The sequence below is a fragment of the Neobacillus vireti genome (assembly GCF_001026695.1).
In the GTDB taxonomy this organism is placed as follows: Bacteria; Bacillota; Bacilli; order Bacillales; family Cytobacillaceae; genus Neobacillus; species Neobacillus vireti.
Map to the genome: position 1 here is coordinate 202,333 of NZ_LDNB01000007.1, position 18,496 is coordinate 220,828.

At 40.2% G+C, this 18,496-nt stretch carries 15 protein-coding genes and 1 riboswitch; of the genes, 14 read left to right on the forward strand and 1 reads right to left on the reverse strand.

Annotated features, from left to right (window positions below):
* Nucleotides 1-133 precede the first annotated feature (133 nt).
* The gene (locus tag AA980_RS08080; protein WP_024030741.1) at nucleotides 134-1,258 is read left to right on the forward strand and encodes a cytochrome c3 family protein; all 1,125 of its coding nucleotides are present in this window, start codon (nucleotides 134-136) and stop codon (nucleotides 1,256-1,258) included.
* A gap of 118 nt (nucleotides 1,259-1,376) precedes the next feature.
* Nucleotides 1,377-3,431, forward strand: coding sequence for a cytochrome c3 family protein (locus AA980_RS08085; protein WP_024030740.1), 2,055 nt, complete (start codon nucleotides 1,377-1,379; stop codon nucleotides 3,429-3,431).
* A gap of 124 nt (nucleotides 3,432-3,555) precedes the next feature.
* Here AA980_RS08085 and AA980_RS08090 read toward each other — a convergent pair whose 3' ends face one another.
* On the reverse strand, nucleotides 3,556-4,770 hold the full coding sequence (locus AA980_RS08090) for a YecA family protein (protein ID WP_024030739.1): 1,215 nt from the start codon (nucleotides 4,768-4,770) through the stop codon (nucleotides 3,556-3,558).
* 458 nt (nucleotides 4,771-5,228) lie between these two features.
* Here AA980_RS08090 and prfB point away from each other — a divergent pair.
* From prfB to crcB, 12 genes are all read left to right on the forward strand, one after another.
* A protein-coding gene (gene prfB, locus AA980_RS08095) for a peptide chain release factor 2 (RefSeq protein ID WP_152681113.1) occupies nucleotides 5,229-6,330 on the forward strand; the annotation gives its coding sequence in 2 pieces (ribosomal slippage) (nucleotides 5,229-5,300 and nucleotides 5,302-6,330; 1,101 coding nt in all).
* Between the two features lie 224 nt (nucleotides 6,331-6,554).
* The gene (locus AA980_RS08100) at nucleotides 6,555-7,421 is read left to right on the forward strand and encodes a YitT family protein (protein WP_024029805.1); all 867 of its coding nucleotides are present in this window, start codon (nucleotides 6,555-6,557) and stop codon (nucleotides 7,419-7,421) included.
* 52 nt (nucleotides 7,422-7,473) lie between these two features.
* Nucleotides 7,474-7,791 (forward strand): cytochrome c551, encoded by a 318-nt coding sequence (gene cccB / locus AA980_RS08105; RefSeq protein WP_024029806.1) that lies wholly within the window; start codon nucleotides 7,474-7,476, stop codon nucleotides 7,789-7,791.
* A gap of 256 nt (nucleotides 7,792-8,047) precedes the next feature.
* A complete protein-coding gene (gene ftsE / locus AA980_RS08110; RefSeq protein WP_024029807.1) occupies nucleotides 8,048-8,734 on the forward strand; it encodes a cell division ATP-binding protein FtsE in 687 nt (228 codons plus the stop codon).
* Nucleotides 8,724-9,617, forward strand: coding sequence for a permease-like cell division protein FtsX (ftsX, locus tag AA980_RS08115; RefSeq protein WP_024029808.1), 894 nt, complete (start codon nucleotides 8,724-8,726; stop codon nucleotides 9,615-9,617). The genes ftsE and ftsX overlap by 11 nt, the downstream gene beginning before the upstream one ends.
* A 113-nt stretch (nucleotides 9,618-9,730) precedes the next feature.
* A complete protein-coding gene (locus AA980_RS08120; protein ID WP_024029809.1) occupies nucleotides 9,731-11,041 on the forward strand; it encodes a murein hydrolase activator EnvC family protein in 1,311 nt (436 codons plus the stop codon).
* A 391-nt stretch (nucleotides 11,042-11,432) separates the two neighbouring features.
* Nucleotides 11,433-12,887 carry a S41 family peptidase gene (locus AA980_RS08125; protein WP_024029810.1) on the forward strand — a complete coding sequence of 485 codons (1,455 nt, stop codon included), beginning with the start codon at nucleotides 11,433-11,435 and terminating at the stop codon, nucleotides 12,885-12,887.
* 320 nt (nucleotides 12,888-13,207) lie between these two features.
* Nucleotides 13,208-14,401 carry a PDZ domain-containing protein gene (locus tag AA980_RS08130; protein ID WP_024029811.1) on the forward strand — a complete coding sequence of 398 codons (1,194 nt, stop codon included), beginning with the start codon at nucleotides 13,208-13,210 and terminating at the stop codon, nucleotides 14,399-14,401.
* Nucleotides 14,402-14,635: 234 nt separating this feature from the next.
* Complete coding sequence (locus tag AA980_RS08135; RefSeq protein ID WP_024029812.1) at nucleotides 14,636-15,184, forward strand: sigma-70 family RNA polymerase sigma factor; 549 nt, start codon at nucleotides 14,636-14,638, stop codon at nucleotides 15,182-15,184.
* The gene (locus tag AA980_RS08140; protein WP_024029813.1) at nucleotides 15,159-16,544 is read left to right on the forward strand and encodes a hypothetical protein; all 1,386 of its coding nucleotides are present in this window, start codon (nucleotides 15,159-15,161) and stop codon (nucleotides 16,542-16,544) included. The genes AA980_RS08135 and AA980_RS08140 overlap by 26 nt, the downstream gene beginning before the upstream one ends.
* A 306-nt stretch (nucleotides 16,545-16,850) precedes the next feature.
* Nucleotides 16,851-17,918, forward strand: coding sequence for a sulfite oxidase (locus AA980_RS08145; protein ID WP_024029814.1), 1,068 nt, complete (start codon nucleotides 16,851-16,853; stop codon nucleotides 17,916-17,918).
* Nucleotides 17,919-17,966: 48 nt separating this feature from the next.
* Nucleotides 17,967-18,028, forward strand: a riboswitch (Fluoride riboswitch).
* A gap of 64 nt (nucleotides 18,029-18,092) precedes the next feature.
* Entirely contained in the window at nucleotides 18,093-18,494 is a 402-nt protein-coding gene (gene crcB, locus AA980_RS08150; protein ID WP_024029815.1) for a fluoride efflux transporter CrcB, read from the forward strand.
* The last annotated feature ends 2 nt before the right edge of the window (nucleotides 18,495-18,496 follow it).

Below are 18,496 nucleotides of genomic sequence, written 5' to 3' on the forward strand. Positions count from 1 at the left end.
GAACGGAAATCAACATTCACTTTTAACACAGCCTTACATTAAAGGAGGTGATGCGAAAAAATACGATCGACCGTTTTAGATTATTGATAGATAAAAAAAGAGAGAGAGAAAGAAATTTGGGAGGTTTTTAGAAATGAGCAAGATTAAATTAGGCTTTTCGGCATTGTTGACGCTAGTTTTGCTAAGCATGTTTGCTGCCTTGGCGTCTGCAGAAGGAAATTTCACCCCAACACCAAGCAACCCGGCAGAAGGAATTAATATCGGCACAGTTGATAACTTCGGGCAAGTAAATGCACATAGAACACATGGTAATTTCCAAAACAATACAAACTCTTGTGCTAACTGTCACAGTACACATAATGGTGCTGATGCTAAATTAGTTAAATTCAAAAACGCCGAATATGATATGTGTTTATCCTGTCATGACGGTACATTGGGCTTTTATAACGTCAAAAAAGCAAGTGGAGCCGGAATTTTCAGCGAATCCCATGAAAGTGAATCCATGCATAATGTATCATCAGGAATCAAAAATGGTGCTGCTCCTGGTGCCTATACCAATAAAGATACAAACGAATTAACATGTTCAAGCTGTCATAACCCGCACGGATCTGTCAATGACAGATTATTAAAAGAAAATGTGATCGGTAATACGCCATTTGCTTATGGTACTGTGGGTGGAGTAAAGGTACCTGTTCAAAATGGAATTAAAACCATTAACCTTGCTTTAACTGAAGATCCTGCTTATGCTGACATAAATAAATCGACAACAAATTCAGGACTAAAAATCACCACATCCATTGGTCCTAAGGACAATGCTGACAAAGTAAACTATTCTCAATTCTGCGCAGCTTGTCATGATGATTATGCTGCTAGCAGAAGTGCTGGTAGAAATAGTAATAAGGACAAAGCGCCAGGAAACACCAATCATGATTTCCTTTACACGCATACTTCTAACTCCAGCTCACAAGGCAGAAACTGTGCAGCTTGTCACTATGCTCACGGTACAGATATTACCACGTTGATGGATACTGCTGGAAAAACAATTGCTGATTTAACGAAAACACCTGCACAAGGTGGTAAAGGCTGGACTGAAGCAGTTGCCAAAGATTACATGAAAGATGTAAGTGCTGGCGGTTCTTCTAACAAGAAGTTCACCAACATGGCTGTTTGTTGGGCTTGTCACCAATCAACACATACGATTCCTGGTGTTACTGTAGTCCCAGGTGGAGATTATAGCGGAAAAACAAAAATCCGCTAAAAAAAAGCTAACAAATAGCCGCACTATTCGTTAGCTCACCAAAAAACGGATGTAAGGTAAACAAGGTAGTAATAGTCATTATTACTGCCTTGTTTTATTATTCCAGCTAGGAGACAAATTGTCAAAAAGATTTAACTTAACGACGATAATTAATGTTAATTCACTTGATATAATTAAGAAAAGCAAAAGCACCCGTTTAGCAAATAAAAAAGCCATTTGCTTTTTAGGCAAAGAGAAAAGGATGAATATCATGAAAAGGATGAACGTCAAACGAAAGTTATTCACATACATCGTTATTTGGAGCGTTTTTCTTAGTTCCCTCCTTTTATATTCTCCTCAAACAAATGTTCTTTCTGCAACAGGTGTCCCGGAAATATCCATGAATACACCTGATGAAGGAGCAGTGTTTAATGTTTCAACGGTTGAATTAACCGGGAAAATTTCCAGTGAATCTACTACTCCGGACCTACTTACAATAAAGGTATTCGAACAGCTGCCAGGTGATTCAGAGCAGCCTAAAGAGATGACATTGGATGGAAAGCTTTCAATCACACCGAAGGATAAAGATGCTGACTTCTCTTATTCAGGGGATTTCAGTGAGGGGCCCCATACTCTTACCTTTTTCGTCACCGATAAGGATGGAGTTAGTAATAGTGTTGATCAGTCCTTTACTGTTAGGACTACAGTGACCGAACGGAATAAAGTTACACAATCGGCTGCCCTTAATGAGACGGTTGATCCAAGCCAGCCTTCAACTAAAGAAGAAGCCACAAGTCAATCTGCTGCTTCCACTCCTGGGACTATGCAAACCTCTATTGAGGAAAATAGAAATAGGCCATATATGGCAAAAATGTATCTCATTCCAAAGGGTTCGGAGAAATTGTATGATCCGACAGATACGAAAAGGGATTGGACTAAAGAACACTTTCTTCCAGCTGAAGATATGACTCGGGTACCTGTGGGTTATCAAATATTAATTGACATCAGAAGTGATGAATCTTTATCTAAAACTCAACCATTGATAACGTTTTTCGGAGAACACGGAAAAGATGGAGAAAAGGGAAAAGAGAAGTTAATAAACACTCTTGATATTTCAAATGGCATAAAGTCGTTTGTATATACATTTACACCGGAAAAGAAGCTTAGCCACAGAACAACTTATTGTGTGTATTTGAACCCAAACATCGCAAATGATTCGGGAAAAATCATTCCAAGGTTCCTTAAATTTACTACGGTTAGTATTAATCAACAAGATGTGGAAGATCTTTCGACTGATCCGGAAATGAAAATCGCCGACATACCGGACCATAAAAGATCATTAGACTTCAATATACACGGAAATTATTCAAATGTGACCAATGCATGCCAATACTGCCATAGCACCCATAACGGAAAGAATGAACGCCTAGAAGGCGGTACATTTGGAAATGAAGAAAATTTGTGCATGACCTGTCATGATGGGACAACGGGCACTCAAATTGGACCAAAGGTAGTTGAACATAAGGAGACGCTTAAAACCAATCAACATAATCAAAACTCTAGCAGCTCCTGCACAAGTTGTCATAATCCGCATACACAGGGGACAATGGAGAATCCGAATAGTTTTAAACCAGTTTCCACTGCCGATAGCCATATTCGAACCTATAAAAAGGCTAGTACTGCAGAGGGAAAAGCGGATGAATTTTCATTATGTTTAAGCTGTCATAGAGGAAATGCAGTTGAAAAAGGGGATAAACCGGCTTCTGATATTAACCAATATTACAGTAAACCCCATATTAACGAATCCTTGCATAATATTAATGCAACAGAAGACAGCGGCAGCACGTTAAATGGCCAGTTTCCGTGTGCAGAATGCCATGAAACACACGGTTCGAATAATATTAAAATGTTAAGGGAAGAGCTTGGCAATGTGCAACTAAAAGCCGAAGATAAGTTTAAGACAACAGGTTCTACGTGGACCGATTCTGATGAACGAAAGTTTTGTATAAGCTGCCATAACGGCTCGACCAATATTTATGGGATAACCGGGAAGCTTAGTGAAAAAGATGCTACTACTGGGGATCCAATATCCGGGCATCAAAAAGAAGATAAACAGGGCTGCTCCTCCTGTCACGGCGGACCAAGTAAATCAGCTAGAGAAGCTGCCCACGCACCGAAAAGAGCAACTCAATAAGAAAAGCTCCAGCGCACTAGCCGCTAGGGCGCTGGAGCTGGACAATTCTCGAAGTCGAAATTTATCTTTCTTATCACTATGCAAAAACGAGAGGCAAGCATAAAAGCGCCTCTCGTTTTTCATTTTAATCCTCTTGACCCTTCTTGGACCCTTTTTTGCCTTTATTCTTAATAAGCTCTAGTTCTGGCTTGCTTTTTTGTTTACCAGCCTTATCTATTCCAGAGCTCCCACCTATCGGAAACTCAATTATGGATGCTGTTTCAAACGGTGGCATAACGGGTGGTTCCTCCCCGCCAAAAAACAAGCTCTTCAACTCGGCTATTTCCGAAGATAATTCGGCTTCCATCTCTAAAACAATCGAAGCAACAGCATTTGAGGCAGCACCGTAAAGCCTTGCCAGCTCCTTTTGCGTTCTCACTTCTCCCAGCGGTGCAATCGTCGACAGTAAATAATGGACAGCAGCAGCATAAAGATTTGGATTTTGGATGCGCTTTTGCTTTTTCTCACAAAAATTAAACCAAAGGATAATCCCAGTATCGACAATCGGAGGCGGTACCTCAGACTCCAGCTTCGCCTTGAAAATATCGGCAACCTCCTTATAAATTGGTTTTGACCATTCCATCTCTTCTATTTCCAGCATACCACCAATCATTGGCAGTTCACTTAAGACTTCTAAGAAAAAGTCCTTCAAATATTCCTGTGGTGAATCATAGTCAGCATCCAAGCTGCTATCTTCAATATAAGAAAAGGCATGCTCAGGCTTTAGGAGCGGTAAATCAAATGGTGATGGGAAGAAGAGATGATTTTGCTCGTAAGGCACGATCATTCCAATGAAGAATGAACCCTCTTCAATTGTGACAGTGACGCTGCCAACAATGGCATTCAATTGTTCAGAGGTAAAGCCATCCTCAACTGTAAGTTGATTGTTGTCGACGCTGATGACCTTACCAGCGATCACTCTCGCATTATTCCATGTTTGGAGAATTTGCCTCAGCTTAGGGCGCTTAATTTTTCCTGCTTCAGCGGTAATAAATTTCTCAATAATTGTTTCTTCGTCATCCAATTCCTCAAAAAGGGAAAACCAAATGGCATGAATGAGCTCATAGAATTCCCGTTCCTGTTCCATATCGAAATCAATCATTTCTGATAAATCCTCAAAATCCTCATTAATTTCATTCCCAAAATGAAAGAATGCAAAATGAAGGATTCGCTTTTGTAGCTCATCCAGCTCACTTTCAATAATCCGGTTGATGGAAATAGCTTTGTTTGCCCCGCAGCATTTCCTATACTTTTCTCCACTTCCGCACGGACAAGGATCATTCTGGTTTATTTTTTCCATCTCACTTCACTCCTTTATTTCAATATGCTTTCAATATGCTATGTATCAAACAGTTGATTTGATAGGTTTATTTCATATGTTGAGTCCTTATTTAATAGTACCATTTTTCACATAGCGAATATAAACATACTTTTAAAAAAGTGCCTATTTTTGGTCAACCTTTGAATTTTTAACTACTATCACGCTATAATGGAAAAGTAACTGAACAGCGTTATTTAGAATAAACTAGATAACAGGATGTAATTTTTATTTTTTGCTGTGTTAAAAGTGAATGTTGATTTCCGTTCCAGGCGCTTCGCTTTCCGCGGGGCGGGCGGTGAGCCTCCTCGGCGCTACCTGCGGGGTCTCACCTGTCCCGCTGATCCCGCAGGAGTCTCGCGCCTTCCACTCCAATCAACATTGTGCTTAAAATCAACGATGTTCTTTAACATAGCCTATTTTTTATAGAGGTGACGAAAATGGAATTAGCAGAAATTCGCAATGAATTGGAAAAATCAGCTAAGAAATTAGTGGACTTTAGGGGGTCTCTTTGACCTAGAGAATAAGGAAGCAAGAATTGCCGAGCTTGACGATGTGATGCTCCAGCCTGATTTTTGGAATGATCAGCAAGCGGCACAAACCGTTATCAGTGAGGCAAATGGCTTAAAGGACCAGGTAAATGAGTTCAATGAATTAAATGACTCGTTTGAAAACCTGGAATTGACCTATGAGCTTGTCAAGGAAGAAAATGATGAAGAACTTCGGGCGGAGCTGGAAACTGAGCTTCTGCTTTTAACCGGCCGTTTAAATCAATTTGAACTGCAGCTTCTCTTAAGTGAGGAGTATGATAAAAATAATGCGATATTGGAGCTCCACCCAGGTGCAGGCGGAACAGAGTCGCAGGACTGGGGCTCGATGCTCCTCAGGATGTATACACGCTGGGCTGAGAAAAAGGGTTTTAAGGTCGAGACGCTTGATTATCTTCCTGGCGATGAAGCGGGGATTAAGAGTGTAACGCTTGCCATTAAAGGCCATAATGCCTACGGTTACTTAAAGGCCGAAAAAGGCGTTCACCGTTTGGTAAGGATTTCGCCGTTTGACTCCTCAGGCCGGCGCCACACTTCGTTTGTATCCTGTGAAGTGATGCCTGAATTGAATGACGATATCCAAATTGATATTCGGACAGAAGATTTAAAAATAGATACGTACCGCGCGACTGGTGCCGGTGGTCAGCACATCAACACCACTGATTCAGCCATCCGGATTACCCATCTGCCAACTGGTGTGGTTGTTACTTGCCAAGCGGAACGTTCGCAAATTAAAAACCGCGAGGCTGCGATGAAAATGCTCAAAGCCAAGCTCTATCAATTGGAAATCGAACGGCAGGAACAAGAGCTGTTGGAAATTCGCGGTGAGCAAAAGGAAATCGGATGGGGCAGCCAAATTCGTTCTTACGTCTTCCACCCTTATTCAATGGTGAAGGACCACCGGACTAATACCGAAAGCGGCAATGTTCAAGGTGTCATGGACGGAGACCTTGATCAATTTATCAATGCGTATTTAAGATCGAGAATTTCATAAACATTTAAATAATATCTTTAAAGCCTTTGCCGACCAGTTTGGCAAAGGCTTTCCTTTTTAAGAACTATCTTCATGAAACCTTCATTAATAGTAAATGCTAATAGTAATTTTAGTCCTTCATCGCGTCAGTTTACTGTCATTTACAGCAGATTTCTCCCATGCTATACTCTCTTTCGGTAAATAGAAAAAATGATTGTAAAAGGATTTTAGAGGGGAAAGTTAATATGAATATTTTAAGCAATCTTACACATACTTATCCAAGACTGAGAATCGTAGCCGATTATCTTTTTATCCTAATAGGATCCGCCATTATTGCCATGGCGTTTAATGTTTTTTTACTGCCGAACCAGATTGCCTCTGGGGGAGTAAGCGGGATTAGTACGATATTAAAGACAGTACTTGGCTGGGAGCCAGCCTACGTCCAATGGGCGTTTAACATCCCATTGTTTATTGCCGGGGTTGTTTTACTGGGAAAACAATTTGGAGCTAAGACACTTGCGGGGACGATTTTTCTACCATTTGTTGTCTTTTTGACAAAAGGGTTGCAGCCATGGACGCATGACGCTTTGCTTGGTGCTTTATTCGGCGGGATTGGTGTGGGACTTGGGCTCGGGATTGTGTTTAGAGGAAAAGCTTCAACTGGCGGGACCGACCTTGCTGCACAAATTATTAATAAATATACTGGTTTTACCCTTGGCAGATGTGTCGTAATGATTGATGGATTAATTGTCCTTACCGCCGCCATCGTCTTTGATATTGAAAGGGGATTGTATGCCCTGATTGCCCTTTATGTGACCAGCAAAACCATTGACCTTATTCAGGTTGGATTCGGGAGATCAAAGATGGCGATGATCATTACGAGTAAACAAGAAGAAGTGCGTACAGGAATTTTGAATAAAATTGACCGTGGTGTGACAAAACTATCTGCATATGGTGGTTTTACAGACCATGAGCGGCCTGTCCTCATGTGTGTGGTTGATCAAACGGAGTTCACAAAATTGAAACAATTGGTTAAAACCCTTGATCCGTCAGCGTTTATCATCGTTATGGACGCAGCGGAAGTGTTAGGGGAAGGTTTCAAACGCGAGTAGGATTGGTATAATAGTTCTTTGATGGTATTATTTTCTGAAGGGGGTAAGGGTAATGAAGAAAAAGCTACTAGGATTTGTATTAGGAACATCCTTAGTTATGGGTCTTGCTGCTTGTGGGGGCGGCTCTGATACGAACAAGGACACTGCAAGCGGCGGTGAGGCAGCAAAGATTTTTGATCAGAAATGCTCTGGCTGTCATGGCGGCGATTTAAAAGGCGGCATGGGTCCAAACTTAACAAAAATTGGTTCAACGCTATCTAAAGATGACATTTTGAATACGATTAAAAATGGTAAAGGGGCAATGCCACCAAACGTCATTCAAGGTGACGACGCTGATAAAGTGGCAGATTGGCTTGCAGCTAAAAAGTAAAAAAGACAAAAAACGTTCTGTTAATTTTCACAGAACGTTTTTTATTTTTCAAAATTTGATGGATTTTGTCGAATTTTGTATTGTTTGAAAAGAAACTGTAATATTTTTTCCGCCCATTTTAGCGTTTATTGATGTTATAATGGGGCTATGCGAAATTATGCACATATATTTTGACATTCTGGTCCATTTTGCAAATAAATAAAGATTTTTGTCGAATCCTCGATTCGGGACTATCTTTTAATAAAGGTGATAATTAATGATCGAATTGCAAGAGGTATATAAAAAGTATCCAAATGGTGTTACCGCCATTAATGGAATAGACGTCCGAATTAATCAGGGCGAATTTGTTTATGTTGTCGGCCCAAGTGGTGCCGGGAAGTCAACTTTCATCAAAATGATGTACCGCGAAGAAGTACCCACCACTGGAACGATCACGATGAATGGCGTAAATCTTGCCAAATTAAAAATGAAAAAGGTTCCGCTTTTTAGAAGAAACCTAGGCGTGGTCTTTCAGGACTTCAAACTGCTGCCGACCTTGACTGTCTATGAAAATGTCGCTTTTGCTTTAGAAGTGATTGAAGCACAGCCAAAGTACATTCGAAAACGGGTTATGGAAGTTCTCGAATTAGTAAATTTAAAGCATAAAATAAAAATGCTTCCAACAGAGCTATCCGGCGGGGAACAACAGCGTGTTTCCATTGCCCGCTCAATCGTCAACTCACCAAAGGTTGTGATTGCAGACGAACCTACAGGAAACCTTGACCCAGAGACTTCATGGGAAATCATGAACATCTTTGAAGAGATTAATAACCGGGGCACAACGATAGTAATGGCGACCCATAATAGAGAGATTGTTAACACATTGAAGCATCGCGTAATTGCCATTGAAAGCGGCAGAATTGTTCGTGATGAGCAAAGAGGTGAATACGGTTATGAAAATTAGAACAGTTGGCCGTCACGCCCGTGAGAGTTTAAAGAATATTAGCCGGAATGGCTGGATGACATTTGCATCCGTTAGTGCCGTGACCGTAACGCTTATTCTAGTCGGTGTCTTCTTCGTTATTATGATGAATCTAAATAGAGTGGCCCAAACGATTGAAGATGACGTACAAATTCGTGTTCACATCGATGTTGCTGCTAACGAAAAAGACCAGCAAACATTAAAAACCGAGCTCGAAAGAATGGCTGAAGTTAAAGCTGTCACCTTTTCCCCGAAAAAGAACGAGCTAGATAATTTAGTGAAAAGTCTTGGCGAGGATGGGAAGGCCTTTAAGCTTTTTGAACAAGATAATCCGCTCAACGATGTCTTTGTCGTAAAAACGAAAAAGCCAACAGATACGATGCTGGTTGCAAAAAAAGCTGAAAAGCTGAACTTTGTTTCAAAGGTTAGATATGGACAGGGGAAAGTGGAAAAACTATTTAAGTTTATTAAGGCGAGTCGTAACGTGGGAGTTGTGTTAATCATTGGCTTGTTCTTTACCGCCATTTTCTTAATCTCCAACACAATTAAAATTACGATTATTGCTAGACGAAGAGAGATCAAAATTATGAGATTAGTAGGTGCGACGAATACTTTTATTCGCTGGCCGTTTTTCTTAGAAGGACTATGGCTTGGTATTGTTGGGTCGATACTGCCAATTATATTAATTTCTACTGCTTATTATCGTGCTTATGATTATATTGGTCCTAAGCTCGAGGGCACGTTTATCAAAGTGCTGCCATTTACTCCATTTGTTTATCAGGTTTCCGGTATTCTGATGTTAATGGGAGCCGTAATCGGTGTATGGGGCAGTGTCATGTCTGTAAGGAAGTTCTTGAAAGTGTAATTATAATCAGGAGGGGCTGTCTGTCCGGCTCTTCCTGATTTGTCAAATATCTTTTGCCACATAGATTATAGAAACAATATACCTATACATAGAGTTGGAGGAAGTAATCGGATATGAGGAAATCAGTTATTAAGCTTGCCGTTGTTGCAACGGTAGGGCTGGGGACATCTTTTGGAGCGATTCCAGCTAAAACAGAGGCCGAATCTATCTCCAAACTGAAGGAAGAGCAAAATAAAATACATGAGCAGCGTTCCGATTTAAATTCGAATATTAATCAAGCAAATGATAAGATTACGAATCTCCAGGGGCAGCAAACAAGCGTTAAGAGCGAATTGAAACGCCTTGATTTAGCGATTAGTGACGCCACTACTAAGATTGATGAAAAACAAGCAAAAATAGAAGATACAAAAGCTCAAATTGCTGAGCTTCAGGAAGAAACGAAGGTGCTCAAGGATCGGATTAAGAAGCGGAATGTCCTGCTGAAGGACCGGGCCCGCAGCTATCAGGATACGGGCGGAATGGTCAATTACTTGGATGTATTAATGGGGTCAACCAGCTTTAGCGACTTCATTGACCGCGCGAATGCGGTCGCAACCATTATGCAGGCCGACCAGGATATTTTAAAGCAGCATGAAGCTGACAAAAACGAGCTTGAGGAGAAACAATCTCAAGTGGAGAAAGACCTTGCCAGCTTAAAAAAGATGCTCGCAGACTTGGAAACTATGAATAAACAATTGACTGCCCAAAAGGCTGAAAAGGATAAACTATTAGGAAGTTTAGAAAGTCAAGAGCATGAAGCCCACGAAGGAATGCTGGATTTAAAGGAGCAGGAGGAAATTCTTGCGGCTCAAGAGATTTCGATTCAAAAAACAATTAAACAAGAGCAAGAACGCCAAGCTAGAGAGGCAGCAGCCGCGGCGGCAGCTGCAGCGGCTAAGAAAAAGGCAGCAGCCAGCAGTAACAGCGGCAGCAGCAGTAATAGCAGCAGTAATAGCAGTAGTTCCTCTGCGGCAGCACCACAGGTTTCAAGCGGCAGCTTTACAAGACCAGCTCCAGGTGTAGTTACTTCAGGATATGGCGGACGATGGGGATCTTTCCACTGGGGTGTTGATATTGCCCAAAGCGGCAACAATGTACCAATTGTTGCTGCGGCAGATGGTGTTGTCTCTGTTGCCCATTATTCAAGCAGTTATGGAAACGTAGTATATATATCCCATTCGATTAATGGTCAGGTTTATACTACTGTTTATGCACATATGTCAGGTTATCAAGTATCACCAGGACAAACTGTCTCAAAAGGTCAACGAATCGGCACCATGGGGAATACCGGTGATTCCCATGGCCAACATTTACATTTTGAACTTTACAAAGGACCATGGGCCTATCATTCAGCGATTAATCCAATCGGCATTGTTCCAATTTAATAATCAAATTAAGGAAGAGGCATAGCTTCTTCTTTTTTTGTCTAAATTCTAATGTTGAACTTTGAGAATTGTCCAGCTCCAGCTCCAGCGCCCAGCGGGTAGTGGACTTCGCTCTTCTCCCTACGATAAGTCAAGCACGGATGCGCTCCGCTCTCCGTGTTTCCTTTATCTCAGTCGAAGCGCTCCACAAGGAAAGCTTCGGCAGCATAAGCTTCGCACGAAGAAAAAGCGTTAGCTTTTTCGAGGAGTCCATACGCCGCTAAACGGGCGCTTCTGCTTTTTTATTCATAACTCGTCCATTCCTCACATATAAGTTAATAAACAGGCAGGAATTCGGTGCCTAATTATTAAAATAGATAATACAGGCATTTTTATCTTGAGGAGGATTCTAATGAATCGAAAATGGATTGCCCTGTTGATTACGGGTTCGCTATTAACCGGGGCAGGGGGCACCTATGCAGGACTGCAGTTTTTAGAGAAAAAGGAAAATAGAAATGAACTCGAGCAAGCAATACTCCCTAAAGATCAACCTGTATCTTCTCAAACGGATGTAAAAGACCTTGAAAAGGTTGAGCAGGCATATGACATGATCCTAAGCCGCTATGTTGAAAAAGTGGACCAAGACAAACTGGTTGAAGGTGCCATCCAAGGAATGCTCTCAGTGTTAAAGGATCCCTATTCGGTTTATATGGACAAGGAAACGGCCCAGCAATTCACGCAAACCTTGGAATCATCCTTTGAGGGCATTGGAGCAGAGGTCGGCATGGTCGATGGAAAAATTGTCATTGTCTCACCGTTTAAAAATTCTCCAGCAGAAAAAGCAGGCATCAAGCCGAATGATCAAATTCTGAAAATCGACGGCCATAGTATTGAAGGGCTGGACCTCAATAAAGCAACCTTAAAAATCCGCGGCAAAAAGGGAACGCTGGTAACGTTAGAGATTGCCCGAAAAGGGTTAAAGGAACCGCTGTCAATAGACGTCAAGCGCGATGAAATTCCGCTTGAGACCGTCCACGCTTCTGTTAAGAAGCAAGATGGCAAAAAGATCGGCTATATCGAGATTACCTCCTTCGCTGAAAATACAGCGGCGGATTTTAAAAAGGACTTAAAGGCTTTGGAAAACGATGACATAAAAGGGCTAATCCTCGATGTGCGTGGCAACCCCGGCGGATTTCTTGACAGTGTTGGCGATATATTAAAAGAATTTATCCCGAAAGATAAGCCCTATGTTCAAATCGAACCGCGTACCGGCAAAAAACAGCGTTTCTTTTCCACCCTTTCTGAGAAAAAGAATTATCCAGTGCTTGTCCTAATCAACAAAGGCAGTGCATCAGCTTCGGAAATTTTGGCAGGTTCATTACAGGAAGCAGCAGGCTATCAGCTAGTCGGGGAAACCACTTTTGGAAAAGGAACCGTCCAACAGGCGGTACCGATGGGCGACGGCAGTAATATTAAATTAACCCTTTATAAATGGCTGACCCCAGATGGGAATTGGATTCATAAAAAGGGAATTAAACCAGATGTGACTATCAAACAGCCGGCAATATTTGCTACCCATCCGATTCAAGTTGAGAACACGCTAGTCGAGGACATGAACAATGAGCAGATCAAAAATGCTCAAGAAATTTTAAAGGGCTTGGGCTTTGCACCGGGCCGGACAGACGGATACTTCAGCGCCGAAACCACAATTGCTGTTAAAGGTTTCCAACAGGACAAAGGACTAACGCCGACTGGGGAAATCGATGCTAAAACAGCCGCAAAGCTTGAAGAAGCCGCGATGAAGGAAATGAAAAAAGAGAAGAATGACCTGCAGCTGCAAATGGCGTTGAGGTTGATCACGAAATAAACTAAAAAGAGACTTTGGTCTCTTTTTTTGTTTTGGATTTACCGTTAAAAATGCTTTTTGGCGAAATCATTGCCTAGTTTGGCGAAATCAATATATATTTCCTCCAAATAAGCAGTTAGTTTGGCGAAATTGCACCCCAAGTTGGCGGAATCCTCCTCTTCACTCCGGTAAAATCCTACCGTTCAGCCACTAAAAGATAGAATGTTAAAACATTTTTAGAAACTAGCAATATGTTTTATGGTTTAAATTTGGTAAAATAAGCTTTAAGGGACTTTTACATAATAGTTTACTAGAAATTTTGATTAGGCAGGTGGCAGGAAATGGTGGAAACATGGCTTGTGGAGCTACTTAAAGGGACAGGCAGGTTATTTCTTCATCCTGTTTTATACTATCTCGTTTTCCTCGCGGGGATTTTAGGTGTTATGAGGGTTAAACGGGAGCGGAAGGATTTTCATATTCGAGCCCATGATGCATATTACGAACTTCGGCAGTTGTTTCCGCTGGGCCTACTTTGCGGGCTTGTTCTTTCGATTATTGTTGTCGCGGCCGGAATCGCTGTACCTTTCGCTGCCATTCTATTAATCGCTGGATTCACATTTTTGTGGTCATTGACAACGAATGTTCGGCTGCTCTCCCCTGTATACACGGTCGGGGCTGCTTTTTTCACGATCATTTTAATCGCAGAAAATAACTGGTCGATTCCGCTCTTTTCGAAGGCGTTTGATGCGATTGGTGACAAGGTTTACCCTTCCGTAGTCGTGGTTCTTGGTCTTTTGCTAATTGCGGAAGGCGTCCTGATTTTAAAAAATGGCAGCAAAGGAACATCTCCGAAACTAGCAAAAAGCAAGCGCGGTCAAAGTGTGGGTGTCCATGAAGTGAAGCGCCTTTGGATGCTGCCGCTGTTCATGCTTATTCCGGGTGACGCGCTTCAGCTGCCATTCGATTGGTGGCCGCTGTTCCATATAGGTGCGAAAGAGTACACGCTCGTTTTTGTTCCTTTTGCAATCGGGTTCCATCAGCAAATCAAAGGGATGCTCCCAAAGGAAGCGATTCAGCTTCATGGCCGGCAAGTCATTATGCTCGGGATTTTTATCTCGATCCTCTCGGTGGCAGGTTATTGGTATCCGCTAATTTCGATTGTCATCGCAGCTCTTGCCGTAATAGGCCGTGAATCCTTAACATTAATGGCGTCACTTAAGGACGAAAATAGGCCATTTTATTTTTCAAAAAAGAATCAAGGTCTGATGATTATTGGAATTATTCCCGAATCCCCAGCAAGTAAAATGGGACTCCAAGTCGGGGAAATCATCGCCAAAGCAAATGGCGTGCTTGTCTGGGATGAAAACACCCTTTACGAAGCATTGGAAAAAAACCGCGCCCATTGCAAGCTCGATGTACTTGATAAAAATGGCGAGGTTCGGTTCGTTCAGCGCGCCCTCTACGAAGGAGACCACTACGAGCTTGGCATCCTATTTGTTCCAGATGAGCGGAAGTTTGATAAGAAGATTGGGTAATGTTGTGATTTTTCACAATTAGTTAGAACTTATTCATAATTAATTTGAATAGATCGTGTAACATAGATAAATACACAAAAAAATTATGGTTTATAAGATTAGTAAGAGTTGCAATTAAACTCTTACTAATTTTTTTGCATTTAACGATAGTTTATTTTAAAAGTTAAGTATTATTTGAATCGTTTTGAGTGTCTGTTTTATCTAATATTCGAAGACAGAAAAGGGGGTGCCACAATGGAAAGTAAGTTGAACTTAATATCCAAAGCTAAAAAAGGGGATATAAATGCTTTTCAGACATTAATTCATATGGATAAGGAAAAATTGTACAAGATTGCATATGTGTATTTGCGGAATGAAGATGATGCACTAGAAGTGTTTCAAGAGACGATTTATAAAGCTTTTGAATCGCTGTCAAAACTAAAAAATGACGAATATTTCTCCACATGGATGACGCGTATTTTAATTAATTCAGCGATTAATCTATTAAGAAAGAAAAAGCAAGTAGTTCCAATCAATAAAGAAGTGTTGGAAAACATTAGTGATACCTCATCTTTCAATTCTGATGTCCAAATTGATCTTCTTAAAGCAATGGAAGAAATTGAGGAAAAATATAAAACGGTCTTACTGTTAAGGTATTATCAAGATTATACAGTTAAACAGATTGCCTCGATGCTTAAATGTCCAGAGGGAACGGTGAAAACGAATATCCGGCGCGGGTTAGACAAACTTAAGGAGAAAATGAAGGGGGTTTACAGTGATGACAAACAAAATTCCATCGTTTAAGGAAGAGATTGACATGATTCATGTTCCGACCGATAAACTTAATACGATAATATCGAACTTTTCATTGGACTCCGTTCCAAGAAAACAGCTGGCCAAGCGTAAAAGGAAACGTATATTAATCGCCGCTGCTTGCTTATTGATTGGCCTGCCGACAACTGCTTTTGGAGCAGTAAAGGTTTATGATATGATTGTCCAAAAACAAAATTATGAAGTAAATATTTCCGTGACAAATATGGCCTCCAATAAGAGTGATAAATGGTATAAATTGAAAGTCGGCCATTTACCAGAAAATATGGAAGCTGACGACGCCGATGGTATGAAATATTCCTTTAAGGATAACTACGCAAAAGGTGGTTTCTCATTTATTCTCTGGCGACTTGGGGGAAATTCAGATTTTTCAACTCTATACACAAAAGGCTACAAAAAAGTGGGAATTAGCGGAAGAAATGCGGTAATTGTCAATAAAGACACTGGCAATCCCAATATGATGTTTAACAGACAGGTCTTTCTTTTATTTGAGGAAGAGGGGATTATGTTAGAAAGTTATATTGGAAACGATGTAAGTGATGAACAAATGATGAAAGTCATGGAGAACATTTCACTTGAACCAACAACAAAGGAAAATGCATCATTTACAGCAGATTATGACAAAGCCCATTTAAATAAAGCAAGTAAACTAACGGAATCAAAAGTTATTCCGTTGAAAAAGGACAGTAACCAATTATTCAGCGTCGGTCAAACCGTTCCGGTAACCATAGATCAAGCTGGAGGCAAAAGCAGTCTTAATTTTGTTATCGAAAAAGTGGAAGTCTTTGATTCAATTGCAGATTTTAAACAAGGAAACTTTAATGAATCTGGATTAGATAGACTAAGCGAGAAGAAGGCTTTAGATCAGACGAAGAACTTGATGCCTTACAAACGGAATGTCTATAAACTGGGTAATGGTAAGGATTCAATTGACCAATTAACAGAGTCTAAATTAGTGAATCTCAAATTTGTCTACCTGACAACGACATTGGAGAATGCTGGTAGCCAGTCAACCGATGCAATCTACATGTATCATCCTTTACGAGTGCTTAAATCTGAAAATAATACCTGGAAATATACAGGGAGAAATGGATTTAACGAACAAAGTCTTATGACGAGCGAGGTTGATTATCTAGAGCCTCACGGAAACGGAAAAAGCTATTACAATATTGGCAGTATCCAGCCTGGACAAACAGTGAAGGTTAACCTGGGTTATTTCGTAGATGCGGATAAACTGGACTCCATCTTCCTTGATGCTTTCCCTAACAGTGGATCTGGTAACACTGAAGACATGAATGCGAAAAACCGTTGGTGGATTGATATTCGTCAATAGTATTAACAATAAGAATAAATCGGAAAAAAAGTTGCTTATATTTATAACGGGTTCCTAATCCTATCGCAAACATTAAAATTGTAACATAAAATGACCAACAAATTGTATGCCAATTTGTTGGTCATTTTTGTTCTTTGGAGGGCATTTTCTTCACATCTTCTAAGGATATTAATTTCTTTAGTTAACAAGGAATAAGTAGAACGAACGTTTCTTTTGTTGTAGAGTTAGATTGAAATAAAAATTTGAATGAAACCTTATAAACTACATACGTATTAATTAGAAGCCCCATCTAAAGGAGGAATCTAAATGAAATATTCCCATCCCCCAGAAGTTAGGCCCTACTTAATTTCAAAGTCGTTAGTTCCTGAAAATCAAGAAACACCGATACATTTTTATTACGGCGATATTGTAACTGAAAAACTATTTTATCGAAGAAATCATTTTTCTTATCCCAACTTTGCATCATCCTTTTATCATCTCCCAATTGAGGGACTAGTACATACCCCAAAAGTTTTTTCATTACAGGAAATATATTCATTGCCCTCTAAAGTGATAAAAGTGGTTTTAGAATGTTCTGGTGATAAGCGGAAGTTATTTAAACCCAAAGTATTTGGAGAGCAATGGGGAAAAGGAGCAATTAGTCAAGGCATTTGGAAAGGCGTAACTTTAAGAACCTTATTGCAGTACACAGGATTGCATGATTCTGCAAAAGAAATTGTGTTCGAAGGCTACGATAATGGAATAAGACCTGATTCTAACCAACTATTTAATTTTTCCAGGAGTTTACCCATTGAGAAAGCCATTGACCCAGAAACTATTATTGCTTATGAATATAATAATCAACCCATTCCCTTCAAGCACGGATTTCCTCTAAGATTAATTGTTCCTGGATGGTATGCCATGGCATCTGTAAAATGGATTAAAAAAATTTTAGTGATTGGCAAGGAATTTAAAGGACCTTTTCAAGCCGTTGATTACGTTTACTATCCGAACAAAGAAAACGATAGTGGAAAATTCCCCGTAACCACAATCAATGTTAATTCAACGATTCAATATCCATTAAATATGCAATTATTGCATACAGGAGTTTATGAAATTAATGGGATTGCATGGTCAGGTAATGGAAGGATCGCAAATGTAGAGATTAGTATTGATGAAGGTAAGTCTTGGAATCCTTGTCACTTAACCACTTCATCAGAGAAACATTCATGGGTTCGTTGGAATTATCAATGGGAAGCACTAAAAAGGGGAGAATACACCATACTTTCAAAAGCAATGGATTCTAATGGAAATATTCAACCATTGGAACCAATATGGAACAGGAAGGGCTATGGTTACAACGCAATAGATAGAATAAAAGTAAAAGTTGAATAATTTTTTTAAAAAAACCTTCTTGATTAAATAGATTTTTTGTATATAATCATGATAAAAGGCGATGGAGTTCGCCATCAACCGTCTTTGTGACTAATGACTCCTACCAGTGGTTATTCTAATTACTGGTAGGAGTCTATTTTATTTTAAAAGAAAATTATGTAAGGAGTCTTTTGAATGAATGTAATTGCAGTTGGGTTAGGTGGCTTCTTTGGTTCTATTTTGCGCTTCATGGTTGGAAAAGCGATTCCTACTCAGTCAGGTTTCCCATTAGGAACCCTGGTAATTAACCTAATGGGTTGTTTATTTCTTGCATGGTTTTTTACGATTACGGCAAAACGAAAAAATATTAATCCCAATTTAATATTAGCTATAGGAACAGGTTTTACAGGTGCATTCACCACTTTCTCTACATTTTCAGTGGAAACACTGAATTTGCTTAAAGAGCAGCAATATTTTATTGCCATTTTATATGTGATGATAAGTATATTTGGGGGAATAACACTAGCCATAATAGGGACGAAATTAGTATCGTTAGATTTTAAACTAAAGCGAAAACCAACTAGGGGGGGATCATAATA